We start from the raw sequence: 13,139 nt of genomic DNA, 5'->3' as shown, positions 1-13,139 counted from the left end.
TCCGAAGGCCCTTCCATGACAGACCCCAACGAGCTTTCCGCCCGCAACCTCGCGGCGGCGATCCGCAGTGGCCGGATGCGTGCGCAGGATGTGATCCGCAGCACGCTTGACCGAATCTCGCGTGAGAACCCGGCGATCAACGCCATCGTGCAGGACTGCAGCGCAGACGCCATGCGCGAGGCCGAGGCGCTGGACGCGCGCATCGCCGCGGGCGAGGACGTGGGCACGCTGGCCGGGGTGCCGGTGACGGTGAAGGTGATCGCCGACCAGAAGGGCTATGCCACCACCAACGGCACCACGCTGGCCAAGGACCTCGTCGCCACCGAGGACGCCGGCTTTCTGCGCAACATGCGGGCACAGGATGCGATCGTCGTCGGCCGCACCAACTGCCCGGCGTTTTCCTATCGCTGGTTCAGCTCGAACAAGCTGCATGGCACCACCAGCAACCCGCACAACCCGGCCCTGACGCCCGGTGGCTCGTCCGGCGGGGCAGGGGCGGCGACGGCGGCGGGGCTGGGGCACATTGCCCATGGCACCGACATCGCCGGATCGATCCGCTATCCGGCCTATGCCTGCGGCGTGCAGGGTCTGCGCCCGACGCCGGGCCGGGTGCCGGCGCAGAACCACACCGGAGCGGATCGCGCCATCGGTCCGCAGTTGATGGCCGTCGCCGGTCCGCTGGCGCGGCGGGTGGACGATCTGCGGCTCGGGCTGGACGGCATGTCCGGCTACGCGCCCGAGGATCCGTGGAGCACGCCGATGCCGCTCATCGGTCCGCCGCTGCCACGCCGCGTCGCGCTGGTCAAACGGCCCGGCGGCATCGACACCGATCCGCGCATCATCGCTGACCTCGAGCGCTCTGCCGCCATCCTGCGTGCCGCGGGCTGGCAGGTGGACGAGCCCACCGAGGTGCCCGACATCCGCGAGGCGGTGGACGTGCAGATCGACCTGTGGCTGTCGGATGCGCATGCGGACAAGCTGGCGGCGGCGAGGCTCGAGGGCGATCCCGGTGCCATCGCGTTGCTGAGCTTCTATGAAGAGCGGGCCAAGGCGATCGACGTGGCAGGGTTCGGTGCGCTCTTCACCCGCCGCTCGCGGCTGATCCGGGCGTGGCGGGCGTTCCTTATGGATTATCCGATCGTGCTGATGCCGGTCTCGTCGGAACTGCCCTTCGCGCAGGACGAAGACCTGAACGGCCCGGAGGCGATCGCCCGGCTCTGGGAGGCGCAGGTGCCGCAGATCGGCATTCCCGTGCTGGGGCTGCCTGCGGTCTCGATCTGTTCGGGCGTCGAGGCGGGCGTGCCCTGCGGCGTGCAACTGGTGGCGCCGCCGTGGCGCGAAGACATCTGCCTCGAAGCGGGCGAGGTGCTGGAAACGGCTTTCGGCCTGCATCCGCCAGCCTAAAGTTCTGCACGCATTTCGGACGCAAAAACGCCGGCCCACAAAAAGGGCCGGCGTTCTGTTTTGCGCGCAGGGTGGGCACCGGGGAGAGCCCTCCTGCGCGGGATCGGTCACTGTCCGTAGACCAGATCCACCAGCGAGAGAGACACCGCCGGCACATAGGTGACGAGCAGCAGCACCAGCACCAGCACGCCGACGAAGGGCAGGTTGGCAACCGAGGTGCGCCACACGTCGGTGCGCGCGATCGAACAGGAGGTGATCAATACGCTCGCCACCGGCGGCGTCTGCTGGCCAAGCGCGATATTCAGCGTCAGCAGAATACCGAACTGGATGGGGTTGATGCCCAGCTCATGCACCAGCGGCATGAAGATCGGCACCGTCAAGATGATCGCCGCCGCGCCGTGCAGCACCATGCCGACGAACAGCAGAAAGACGTTGATGATCATCAGCACGGCGAAGGGATTGGTGGTGATCCCGGTGATCCCCGCGGCCAGCCGCTGCGGCATCTCGGTCTCGGTCAGGTAGAGGCCGAGCACCGCCGAGGCGGCGACCATCAGCATCACCACCGAGGTCTGCAGCACCCCGTCGACCAGCGCCTGATAAAGATGCCGCAGGTCGATCTCGCGGTAGATGAAGACGCCGATGAAGAGTGCCGCCACCACTGCAAGCGCCGCACCCTCGGTCGCGGTGACCACGCCGCCGAAGATGCCGCCCAAGATCACCACCGGCAGGATCAGCGCCCATGCGGCCTCCTTGCCGGTTTCGGCGAGGCGGCGCAGCGAGAAGGCCTCGTCGCGCGGCAGGTCGTAGCGGCGGGCCATGTAGTAGCACAGACCCATCAGAAGCCCGCCGCCCAGCACGCCGGGCACGATGCCGGCGACGAAGAGCTTGACCACCGAGGTGTCGGACATGGCGCCGTAGAGGATCATCGGGATCGAGGGCGGGATGATGATCGCCAGCGAGGCCGAGGACGAGGTGATCGCCGCCGCGAGGCGCGGCTTGTACCCCTTCTGCTTCATTGCCGGGATCAACACCGACCCGGTGGCGGCAACGTCGGCCACAGCCGAGCCCGAGATCTCGGCAAAAAACATCGACACGCCGACGTTGACCATCGCCAGCCCGCCGCGCACGAAGCCGATCAGCGCCGAAACGAAGGCGATGAGCCGGGTCGAGATGCCGCCGGTGTTCATCAGCGCACCTGCAAGGATGAACAGCGGGATGGCGATCAGCGGGAAGCTGGTGGCGCCGTCGTAGAGCGACAGCGCGGCGTTGAGAAAGCCAAGCTCGCCGTTGAGCAGGAAGACCCCCAGAAGCGCCGAGCCGAGGATTGAGAAGGCGATGGGCATGCCGACGGCGATCAGCACGAACATGAAGAGCAGAATGCCGGCCTCGATCATTGGGTCACCTCGCGCTGCGTGGGGTGGGACGGGTGGCTCTTGCCACGGGCCTCGGCCAGTTCGGCCTCGGCGCGGGCGATCTCATGCTCGATCTCAGCGGTGTCGGGGTCGACGCCGTCTCGGACCGCTTGCAGACGCTTTGGCAGGGTCATCAGGCGACCGATGAACATCAGGCCAAAGCTCACCGGCAATACGCCCTGCAGCACCGCACGAGGCACGAAACGGACGGTGGTCATCACCTCGTCGCCAAAGATCTCGAGGATCGCCCAGCCGGCCCATGTGACGATCGCGCAGATGGTCAGGAACAGCAGCTCGACGAGGCCGAAAAGCACGAAACGTCCGGGGCCGGGCAGGCCGAACATCAGGCCGTTGAACCCCATGTGAGAGTTGCGCAGCACCGCCAGCGCGGCGCCGGTGAAGGTGATCCACGCGAGCAGCGCCGCGGCGACCTCGTCGTACCAGATCAGCGACTGGCCGGTGTAGCGATAGGCGACGCCAAGCAGCACCACGACGGCCAGCACGACGATCATCGCGATCGTGGCGATCTGCAGGGCGAGATCAAGCCAGCGGATGGGACGGGACAGCACGTTTGCCTCCGTGTGAATTGGGGGGAAGGGCGGCGCGGCAAGGGCCGCGCCGCCGGGATGGCTCAGGAGCCCGAGCCGTTTGCCAGCGAGAGCGCCTGATCGATCATCTCTTGTCCGCCCTCCACTTCGGAGGCGAACTTTTCGTAGATCGGCTTGGAGGCTTCGACGAAGGCTTCGCGGTCGGTCTTGTTGACCTTGAGGCCACCCTCTTCGAGCTTGCCCACCAGTTCCTCATCCTGCGCCGCGCCGGTCTCGCGTGCCCAGAAGGCGACCTCCTTGGCGGTTTCCTCGATGATCGTCTGCACCTCGGGGTCGAGCTTTTCGAAGGCCTTCACGCCGACGGTCGGGTAGGCCGGCGAATAGACGTGGCCCGAGAGCGAGAGATACTCCTGCACCTCGTTGAGCTTTCCGCCGTAGATGTTGGTCATCGGGTTTTCCTGCCCGTCGACCACGCCGGTCTGCAGCGCTACGAACAGCTCCGAGAAGGGCATCGGCGTCGGGTTGGCGCCGTATTCCTTGAACATCGCCACACGCCAGCTGGAATTCGGCGTGCGGATCTTCAGCCCCTCAAGATCGGCGGGGGTGGTGACCGGGCGCTTGGAGTTGGTGATCTGGCGGAAACCGTTCTCCCAGATCGCCAGCGGCTTGTAGCCCTTGGCCTCGGCGGCGGGTTTCAGCACGCTGTCGAACAGCGCCTCGTCGATCTCCGCCAGATGCGCGCGGTCGGCCACCAAGAAAGGCAAGTCGAACAGCGCGTATTCCGGCGCAATCTCGGGCATGGTCGAGCTGGGCAGGGTGATGTGCATCGTGCCCAGCTTGATCTTTTGCAGCATGTCCTTGTCTTTGCCCAGCTGCGAGCTGTCAAAGACCTTCACCACCGCCATGTCACCGAGCTTTTCATTGGCGCGGCGGGCAAATTCCTCGGCGGTCTGGTCCTGCAGCGAGCCGTCGGCGGCGCTGAGCCCGAAGATGATCTCGGTCTGCGCCAGCGCAGGCGCGGCCTGCAGCGTGGCGGCGACGGCGCCGATCAGTGCGATATGCTTGAGTTCCAAGAGTGTCTCCTCCCTGAGTGCTTGGTCCTATTGGTGGGGTGGGCTCAGCCGGCCAGAACCTCCGGTTCGGTGAGCGCCGCGATGGCCCCGGCCGCGTGCGTGCGGTCCTCCTCCGTGGCGGGCGGGCGGGGCTGCAGCCCGGCCAGCTTGCGGCCGAGTGCGATTGCGTTGAACGTGGCGCCGGTGTCGGCGCGGCCCTTTCCGGCGATGTCGAAGGCAGTGCCATGCGCCGGGGTGACGATCGGGAAGGGGTAGCCGGCGATCAGCGTCACCCCCCGGTCGAAGCCGATCAACTTCATCGCGATCTGGCCCTGATCGTGGTACATGGTCATCACCGCGTCGAACTCTTCGCCCTTGATGGCCCGCACAAAGACGGTATCGGAGGGCACGGGGCCGGTCACGTTGATCCCTTGGGATTTGGCGATTTCGATGGCCGGGGCGATCACGTCGTCATCCTCGTGGCCGAAGTTGCCGCCATCGCCGGCATGGGGGTTGAGCGCGGCGACGCCGATGCGCGGGTTCGGAATGCCGGCGGCCGTCATCACCTCCGATGTCAGTTTCAGGCTGTTCGCCACCCGCTCCGTGGAGATCGTGGCCGCCACCTTGCTCAGCGGGATATGCGAGGTCACGCGGGCGTTCCACACCTCATCGAGCACGTTGAACTCGCGGCCCGATTGCTGGGCCTCGATCACCGCGTCGACGAAACCGATCTCGTCGACGTAGCTCGACCGGGCGAGGCGCATCGAGTGCTTGTTGAACGGGGTGAAGGCACAGACGCCTGCGATCCCCGCCTTGCCGAGCAGCAGCGCCGTGGCGAAGTTCTGCAGCGAGGCGCGGCCTCCGGCCTCCGACGATTTGCCAGTTGGCACCGTGGCCGGATCGCAATTTCCCAGATCGAGCAGCAGCGAGCCCTTCGGTAACGGACGCGTCAGATCGGCGGTCGAGATCACCGGCAGATCGACCTTGAGGCCCGCGTCCTGCGCGCCTTTCGCCAACAGCCGTGCATCCCCGATGACGATCAGATCGCCAAGGTTCGCCTGTGCATCCGCCACGATCTTCGCAGCCAGTTCAGGCCCGATCCCGGCGGCATCCCCGATCGCCAATGCCACTCGCATATTCGATTCTCCTCCACATGTATTTTGTATATTTTGTGATCCAATACGGTATCGCGTGGCAAGAGAAAACTTGGTAAGTTGGGTGCATCAGTCATTTCGGAGGTGTCATGGACCTGTCTTCAGCTTCGGCCATGCCATTGCAAATCAAGAAAGAATCCCTTCATGATCAGGTCGCGAACCGGATCAGGGATCTGATCATCGAAGGCCATCTCGAACCCGGAAGCCGCATCGACGAAGTGCAACTGCTGGAACAACTCGGCGTCTCGCGCACGCCGTTCCGCGAGGCGCTGCGCACATTGGCGGCTGAGGGGCTGATCGTCATACAGCCATCGCGCGGCGCCACGGTGCGCAAGCTCTCACCGCAGGATGTGTTCTCGATGCTCGAGGTTCTGGGCCATCTGGAAAAGCTGGCTGGGCAGACCGCCTGCGCGCGGGCCAGCGACGAAGACATCGCCGGCATGCGCGCGCTGCACGAAGAGATGCTGGCGCATTATCGCAAGCGCGACAGGTTGCCCTATTACAAGCTGAACCAAGAGTTTCACTCGCGGCTGGCGGCCTTGTCGGGCAACGAGACGCTGCAGGAGATTCAGCAGAACATCCAAGGAAGGCTGAAGCGGATCCGCTTTGTCGGTAATGGCACCGAGGATTTCTGGGCCGAGGCGGTGGCCGAGCATGAAGAAATGATTGCCGCGCTGGAGGCCCGCGACGGAGAGCGGCTCGGCGAGGTGATGTCGCGACATCTGACCAACACGTGGGACCGGGTGAAAGAGACGCTTTAACCCTCATCGTCGGAACCGCAGGGAAGCCGAAGAGACGCCCGGCAGCATCGCCGGGCGCTTTTGCGTCGATTTCAGTTTTGCGGCAAAGGGGCGTGCGCCGCTGAGTCCGCCGGCTTCGCCCGTGGACAGGGCGGCCATCGCGCCGCGATCTGCATCGAAGTCGGCTGGCGTGGTCAGCGCAGCGGTTCTCCCATCGGTCTAAGCCCGATGAAGCACCACAGGGCCCGGGCACCGGGCAACGTCTTGAACACCCGACTGTCAGGATCAGTCACCCAAGCGCAGGTCGCCCCGGCAATCGACTTCGGCGTTGCGGTTGCGGCGCGTGGGGCGGGGCACTGGTTCGCAAGCGGGCATGGATTGACCGAGAAGGCCCGCGCGTGCTGGCGGAGAGTCGGTCAAACTCGATACCCAGCGCGCGCAGAGCGTCGTCTGCGATGCATCGGATTTTACGCAGCGGATGCCGGGTCGGGATGCGCTCCTCATGATCGACATGCCCGTCGAGGCCGGAGTTTTTCAGGGACCTATTAAGTTCCGCAGACCTACCGGTCACGTATGCTCTCTGCTGGCGCTCTTGGAGGTTGCGGGGAAACCTCACCGTTGAACAACAGGCGCGCGACACTGGATTTGCTGATGCCAACTGCGAATATGAGGGAGCCGAATAAGACCGCGATTGATCCGAGCAAGAAAAGAGCGAGTGCAGGTGCGCTTACCGTTGCCAAGAAAGCGCCGACAACGAGGACCAGCGGGTGATGCACAAGGTATATCGAGAACGAGTATCCCACAAAGCTCGAAATGATTTTTGACTCAAAATTCAAAAACTTTCTGAAGAGAGAAAGCGTGATTTGGGTTAAGGTCAGCGCCAGTCCTGCGTCTATGATTATCTCGGAGATTTTGTCCCATCGTGTTTCAGTTGGTCCTTGGGAAAAATAGGCGAGGATAAAGAGTAACCCTAGGGCCGTGAACATAACTGATGGCTGGGAAAATCGATCTGTCAGCCTACGATCTTGGAAAAGCACCGCTCCGAGAAGGAAGAACGGTAAGAATAGAGAAAGCTTCCGCAGTGGTATGAGGCCGTTGAGAATATTTGGATCGAATGGGAGCTTCCCGGCCAAGACTTTGCCTGCAATGCAAAGCAGAGCGATTGCAGCGACCATGACGAGGGGAAGCCACCTCGTGCGCGCCATGAAGGCGCTGATGGTTCGCAGCATTCCGGCGAGCCCGCGGCCCCAGAGGGCCGCGAGGATGACGCAACACCAGATGAGAGTTGGCAGGAACCAGAGGTGACTGATCCAATGAACGCCGGAAGTTGACAGCAGGGTCGCAGCCGCATCAAACGCCGCTTGCCAGCTGTCGGTTGTCACGCGCGCTATAATCAGCATCTGGATGGGAATAATTGTGAGTACGGATGCGATGAAGGGAAGTCCGAGGCGAATGACTCGTGAAGAGAGCCAATCGTTGGGCGACCTCCTGTTCAGCATCATCGCTGCGAAGAATCCCGCAAGGAGGAAGAAGGCGTGCATTCGAAAGGCATGGATTAAATCCGATATTGCAGAAATAGCTACGCTTCCATCGAGTGGGGAGTAGATCCAAACTACATCAGAGCTGAACAGAAGGGAGACATGAAAAGGAATCCCCAAGAGCATGTATGCCGCTCTAGCGGAGTCCATGAAGTGCAATCTTTCATTCGGAGAGGATGTTCCGGACATGAAATTCTTTCTCTGGGCAATGGGTATTCAAAAAATAATGTTTTGCGACCTTAAGGTCGGCGTAAGGGTCTTGGCGTGAAATCTCTGCCAAGACTTTTCCTCAGTGGAGCCGACGATAACGGGTCCGCTCTGGTCAGTGTTTGGTGCTCTAATGACCGCTGATGATACCCCGACGGGATGTGTCCGTCGAGCCTCGTGTTCGGAGGGCGGTGAGTGTCGTCGTCGCGCGATCCACTGTGGGCCTGTCGCGCTCTAGGCCCACTCCGCGTTCACGGGTTCCACTCATCGTGACCTTGAAGCCGTGTTGCCGCAGGAACTCTTGGCAATCGTCAGAACAGACCTGGCTGCGGAGGTCCGTGTGATGAATGCGGCCCTTGGCGGTCGCGGCAGTGCGGTGGCCTTGCTCAACGTCCGGGGCGCTTTGAATGTATTGCTCGGCCTGGCCGTGATGCGTGAGGCACAGTGATACTCGGTTCTCTCTTGAGGACGAGCCTGCGGCACAATCTTGATATGCGCGATGGGAAGAAAGCCTCTCAACCAAGGTTTGCCTTTAGGCACAACGGGTTGTGATGAGGTAATGGTAGCGGAGGAGGGACTTGAACCCCCGACACGCGGATTATGATTCCGCTGCTCTAACCAACTGAGCTACTCCGCCAAGAAGTGGGGGCTGAATATGGTTATGGGCGGGTATCGTCAAGCGGAAAAAACACCTGTCGCAGCGGAAATTTCCAACTTTTTCGACGCGCCGCGAAAGGCGCTATTTCACGATGGTTTCGTCGCGTACGAAGAGGTTCGCCCAGGCACGGTCGACCAGGTCTGGGGTCATCTTGTAGGGCCAGCCTTCGAAGTCGCAGATCGCTTTCATCTGGTCGATCAGGAAGACCGGCTGGTAGTTGGCGTAGACATTGTCGATGGTCGGATATTTGGTCTTCAGCAGGTGCACCAGCGAGGCCTCGTCGAGCACCATCTGCTTTTTGCGCGCGACCATGGCGAAGATTTTCAGAAAGTCCTGCTGGTTAGGCCCGTCGATCTTGATCTTAAAAAAGATCCGGCGCAGCGCCGCCTTGTCGAAGATCTCGTTGGGATGGAAGTTGGTCGAGAAGATCACCAACGTGTCGAAGGGCACCTCGAACTTTTCACCCGACTGCAGGGCGAGGATGTCCTTGTTCTCTTCCAGCGGCACGATCCAGCGGTTCACCAGTTTCTGCGGCGGCTCGGCCTGGCGTCCGAGGTCATCGACGATGAACAGCCCCCCAGCCGATTTCAGCTGCAGCGGCGCCTGATAGGTGCGTGCGGTGGGGTTGTAGACCAAATCGAGCATATCCAGCGACAGCTCGCCGCCGGTGATCACCGTGGGGCGGTCGCACAGCACGTAGCGCGAGTCGAAGCGGGTGTTTCGGCGCAGACGGGTGGGGTCTTCGACCTCGGTTTCGGCAGCGGAGTGCACGATCGGGTCGTAGACGGTGATCACCTGACCGGAATATTCGATCGCGCGCGGCACATAGATGCGATCGCCGAGCGCCGCGCGAATGCCGTTGGAGATCGAGGATTTACCGTTGCCCGGGGGGCCGTACATCAGGATCGAGCGTCCGGCGCTGACCGCCGGACCAAGGTGCGAGATCAGATCGTCGGGCAGCACGAGGTGCCCCATGGCGCCGGTCAGCGCCTCGCGGGTCATCTGAATGTTGCGGATCGATTGGCGCTGCACCTGTTCGCGGTAGACCGACAGCGGCACCGGCATGGGGCCGAAGTATTCCGACTGCGAGAGCGCATCCAGCGCCCGGGCTTTGCCGCTGTCGGTCAGCTGGTAGTTCATTTCGCTGGTGCCGACCTCGCCGCGGGTGCCCATGGCTTCGATCAGCCCGTGGCCGCGCCCGACATCGACCAGTTCCTGCGTGATCACGATGGGCAGGCAGATCGCATGGGCCAGTTTGGTGACCTTGGTGATGTTGCTGCGGAACATGGTCTTTAGAACGATGTCGCGCATCATGGTGCGCGGCAGCACCATGTCTTCGAGCCGTTTCGGCGCCGGAGGCGCGATCACCCCTGTGGTTTGCATGTTCATCGGTCGATTGTCCCCATCTGGCCCGCGTTGCGGCAAAGGCCATGCCTGTTCTCTTGCTGCACAGAAAGCCGCAGCAATGTGGCAAGAGCTTGGCTCGGTGCGGGAATTGCGGGGGCGCAGTGGCGGCGGGCGAGAGGCGGGCTGGGGGTGGTTCACAGGTGTCGGCTTGTGCCGGGTGCGGCGACCGGCGAAGCTCGTGGCGAGCGGCCGATATAGGAGACGAGGATGGACGAGAAAATGACGGTGGGAGTGATCGGCGGCACGGGGATGCTGGGTCGCAGCCTCGTCGCGGCGCTGCTGGACAGCGGCGTCGTGCGGGCAGGGGATTTATGGGTGTCGAACCGCTCGGGCCGGGATGGTGGCCTGCCTGCAGGAGTGACAGTGACCCCACGCCCGCAGGAATTGGTCAACGCGTGCGAGGTGGTGATCCTGTCGGTGCCGCCGGCGCAGTTCGGGGCGCTGCAGATCGATGCGCGCGGCACGCTTGTGATCTCGGTCATGGCGGGGGTGAGCCGCGCGCAGCTTGCCGCGCGGACAGGTGCCGCGCGGGTCGTCCGCGCCATGTCGAGCCCCGCGGCCGCGAAGCGTCTGGCGTTTTCGCCATGGTGCGGCGCGTTGGACGACGGCGACCGGGCGCGGGTCATGGCGCTGTTTGGCGCGTGCGGCAGCACCGCCGAAGTGCCTGATGAGGCGCAGATTGAGATTTTCACGGCGCTCACCGGCCCGGTGCCGGGGTTCGTCGCGCAACTTGCCGCCGCGATGGCTGACTATGCCGAGCGCCGCGGCGTGGCGCCGGAGGTGGCCGATATGGCGGTTCGGCAGCTGTTTCTAGCGTCGGGCGAGATCTTGGCGGACGATCCGCCCACGGCCTCGGAGCATGTGCGCTGGATGATCGACTACGCTGGAACCACGGCAAGCGGGCTGCTTGCGATGCAGCAGGCAGGGTTCCAATCATCGGTGGATGCGGGGCTGGATGCTGCGGTTGCGCGCACGCGCGAGATCGCGGGGTAGGGGGCTCAGACGGGCTCGGCTCCGTAGAACGTGCCAAGCAGAAGATAGAGGCCCAGCGTGCCGCCCAAGGCCAGCCCCATGGGGAAGCGGCTGCCACTTTCCCAGCTGGCCCATTCTGGGGCGAGACGGCGCAGCGGTGAGGCGCGCACCAGCCGGTGGCTGACGAAAGCGGCGAGCAGCGTTGCCGCGAAAAGGGCCATGACGAACCGCAGATCGCCGATGTGGATGAAAGGGGCTGCCGCGGCGGCGAACTTCGCGTCGCCGGCGCCCACGGCACCACCGGCGTTCAGCGCGATCCCGGCAACCAGCACGGCCAGCAACTGAACGTAGCGCCACGCGTATTCGCCCAGAGGTAGCACGAAGGGACCGATCAGCGCGAAGACCACGAAGAGCGCGATCACCGCCTTGTTGAGGATTTTCATCTGCTTCATGTCGGTGAAGCAGACCCAAAGGCAGATGGGCAGCACCAGCGGGAGGAACCAGAGCGCAGCGGATGCGGAAATCACCAGCACCTCCCCAGCCTCAGTTCACCACGGGCGCTTCGAGTGCGTCCAGCGCACGGGCGGCGGCCTCGAAATGCTGCGGGTGGGTTTCCAGCGCATCGCGCAGCAGCCCTTTGCCGATCTCCACGTCGCCGCGTTTCACCGCCGCAAGGCCAAGCGTCTGCAGAAGTTCCGCGCGCTCGATCTGCGTCATGTCCATCACCGGCAGGGTGTAGTTGCCCTGCGCACCCCGCGCCAGCACGAGGTTGTTCTTGGCGGTGAAGAGCTTGGGGTCGCGGCGGATGGCGTCGGAGAAGAGTTTCTCGGCATCGGCATAGTCGCCGCGGCTGAGTTTCGAATAGCCCCAGTTGTTGAGCACGGACCCCGGCTTGTTGGTCAGCCCCGAGGCGATTTCATAGAAACTGTCGGCCTTCTGCCATTGCTGGTGGCTGTCGGCGATCATTGCCTCGAGGCGGTAGCGCTGAAAGGTCTCATGGGTCGGCGGGATGCTGTCGAGCACCTGTTCGGCTTTTGGCCAGTCGTTGTTGCGGATCAGCGCGTCGGCCAGCGCCACGCTGTCCTCGTTGCTGGCATCCGACCGCGCGACGACCCCGGTCCATGCGGCGACCGCTTCGGGATAGCGCTTGGCGCGGACGAGCGATTTGGCCAGCCCGCGCTGAAAGTCGATACGTTCGGGTTGCTGATCGGCGCTGCGAGAGAAATAGGCCACCGCTTCTTCGGGATCGCCGGCGCTGAGCATGACCTCGGTCAGACCGGCGCCGTCGATGGCATTGACCCCGGTGAACTCGCGGTCGACCGCGTCCTTGTCGATGTCTTTGCTGCAGGCGGACAGGCCGATAAGACCCGCCACGCAGGCGATCAAAACGTTCCGGTGGCGCATTTTCTGCGTCCTTTTGCTGCTCTTGCCTCGTCTGGGGCCTGCTTGCAGGCCTAGGGCTTAGCCGCCGTGCCGGATCAGATAATCGCCACCGCCCCGGCGGATCAGCCTATAGTCTTGATTTTGCGCTGGATCATAACCCGTATCGTCGAGCTTTGCGAGCGCCAAGCGCAGGTTGTCCCGGATTTCGTCACTTTGGCCGTTGTCGAGCGCATAGGCGCGGCGCAGCACGCCTGCGGCCTCTGAAGTTTCGCCCGCCTCGATCAGCACCACGCCGAGGTTGTTCCAAGCCTCGGGCCAGTCGGGTTCGACCTCGACCGCGCGGCGCAGCAGCGTTTCCGCCTGCCCCAGACGTCCCAGCGCCAGATTGGCCGAGCCGAGCGAGCTGAGCACCTCGGCGGTGAGCCCGTGGTTTCCGGCGGCTCGGGTGTAGGCCTCCAGCGCCAGTTCGGGCTGTTTGGCCTGCATCAGCCTGTGACCGACGAGCAGCTGGTCGACCTCGGCGCCACGGGGGTCCAGCGTCGGGGCGTAGGGCGTGCCCGGTTCCTGCTCCAGCGTGTCAGGTTGCCCGAACGCATCAAGGCCGCCCGAGGAACAGGCGGCCAAGAGGAGCGGGATGAACAAAGGCGTGAGCGCGCGGGGCATG

Annotated in this window: 12 protein-coding genes and 1 tRNA gene; 3 read left to right on the top strand and 10 right to left on the bottom strand. The window is 63.8% G+C overall.

Annotated elements, in window-relative coordinates; genetic code table 11:
- Positions 1-15 precede the first annotated feature (15 nt).
- On the top strand, positions 16-1,404 hold the full coding sequence (locus tag ACXAJT_RS03775) for an amidase family protein (RefSeq protein ID WP_475233166.1): 1,389 nt from the start codon (positions 16-18) through the stop codon (positions 1,402-1,404).
- A 107-nt stretch (positions 1,405-1,511) separates the two neighbouring features.
- Here ACXAJT_RS03775 and ACXAJT_RS03770 read toward each other — a convergent pair whose 3' ends face one another.
- The 4 genes from ACXAJT_RS03770 to ACXAJT_RS03755 all read right to left on the bottom strand — a co-directional run bounded on the left by ACXAJT_RS03770 (position 1,512) and on the right by ACXAJT_RS03755 (position 5,552).
- Positions 1,512-2,798: a TRAP transporter large permease gene (locus tag ACXAJT_RS03770; protein WP_475233165.1), complete on the bottom strand. Its 1,287-nt coding sequence runs from the start codon at positions 2,796-2,798 to the stop codon at positions 1,512-1,514.
- On the bottom strand, positions 2,795-3,385 hold the full coding sequence (locus ACXAJT_RS03765) for a TRAP transporter small permease (RefSeq protein WP_475233164.1): 591 nt from the start codon (positions 3,383-3,385) through the stop codon (positions 2,795-2,797). Before ACXAJT_RS03765 ends, ACXAJT_RS03770 begins: the two co-directional genes overlap by 4 nt.
- A gap of 62 nt (positions 3,386-3,447) precedes the next feature.
- Entirely contained in the window at positions 3,448-4,437 is a 990-nt protein-coding gene (locus ACXAJT_RS03760; protein WP_475233163.1) for a TRAP transporter substrate-binding protein, read from the bottom strand.
- A gap of 44 nt (positions 4,438-4,481) precedes the next feature.
- A complete protein-coding gene (locus ACXAJT_RS03755) occupies positions 4,482-5,552 on the bottom strand; it encodes a 4-hydroxythreonine-4-phosphate dehydrogenase PdxA (RefSeq protein ID WP_475233162.1) in 1,071 nt (356 codons plus the stop codon).
- Between the two features lie 107 nt (positions 5,553-5,659).
- Here ACXAJT_RS03755 and ACXAJT_RS03750 point away from each other — a divergent pair, with 107 nt between their 5' ends.
- Positions 5,660-6,331, top strand: a complete 672-nt coding sequence (locus ACXAJT_RS03750) for a GntR family transcriptional regulator (protein ID WP_475233161.1) — start codon at positions 5,660-5,662, stop codon at positions 6,329-6,331.
- Positions 6,332-6,870: 539 nt separating this feature from the next.
- Here the strand turns inward: ACXAJT_RS03750 and ACXAJT_RS03745 are convergent.
- The 3 genes from ACXAJT_RS03745 to ACXAJT_RS03735 all read right to left on the bottom strand — a co-directional run bounded on the left by ACXAJT_RS03745 (position 6,871) and on the right by ACXAJT_RS03735 (position 10,102).
- The gene (locus ACXAJT_RS03745) at positions 6,871-8,037 is read right to left on the bottom strand and encodes an acyltransferase family protein (RefSeq protein ID WP_475233160.1); all 1,167 of its coding nucleotides are present in this window, start codon (positions 8,035-8,037) and stop codon (positions 6,871-6,873) included.
- A 578-nt stretch (positions 8,038-8,615) separates the two neighbouring features.
- A tRNA-Met gene (locus tag ACXAJT_RS03740) sits at positions 8,616-8,692 on the bottom strand.
- Between the two features lie 102 nt (positions 8,693-8,794).
- Entirely contained in the window at positions 8,795-10,102 is a 1,308-nt protein-coding gene (locus ACXAJT_RS03735) for an ATPase (RefSeq protein ID WP_475233159.1), read from the bottom strand.
- Between the two features lie 225 nt (positions 10,103-10,327).
- Here ACXAJT_RS03735 and ACXAJT_RS03730 point away from each other — a divergent pair, with 225 nt between their 5' ends.
- The gene (locus tag ACXAJT_RS03730) at positions 10,328-11,113 is read left to right on the top strand and encodes a pyrroline-5-carboxylate reductase family protein (protein WP_475233158.1); all 786 of its coding nucleotides are present in this window, start codon (positions 10,328-10,330) and stop codon (positions 11,111-11,113) included.
- A gap of 5 nt (positions 11,114-11,118) precedes the next feature.
- Here ACXAJT_RS03730 and ACXAJT_RS03725 read toward each other — a convergent pair whose 3' ends face one another.
- From ACXAJT_RS03725 to ACXAJT_RS03715, 3 genes are read right to left on the bottom strand one after another with little or no spacing between them, the layout of a single operon-like run.
- Positions 11,119-11,625 (bottom strand): prepilin peptidase, encoded by a 507-nt coding sequence (locus ACXAJT_RS03725; protein WP_475233157.1) that lies wholly within the window; start codon positions 11,623-11,625, stop codon positions 11,119-11,121.
- Positions 11,626-11,635: 10 nt separating this feature from the next.
- Positions 11,636-12,496 carry a tetratricopeptide repeat protein gene (locus ACXAJT_RS03720; RefSeq protein WP_475233156.1) on the bottom strand — a complete coding sequence of 287 codons (861 nt, stop codon included), beginning with the start codon at positions 12,494-12,496 and terminating at the stop codon, positions 11,636-11,638.
- A gap of 57 nt (positions 12,497-12,553) precedes the next feature.
- Positions 12,554-13,138 carry a tetratricopeptide repeat protein gene (locus ACXAJT_RS03715; RefSeq protein ID WP_475233155.1) on the bottom strand — a complete coding sequence of 195 codons (585 nt, stop codon included), beginning with the start codon at positions 13,136-13,138 and terminating at the stop codon, positions 12,554-12,556.
- Position 13,139 lies beyond the last annotated feature (1 nt).

The organism is Salipiger sp. ABF4_146 (genome assembly GCF_056161345.1).
This window is presented reverse-complemented; position numbering and strand designations above follow the sequence as displayed.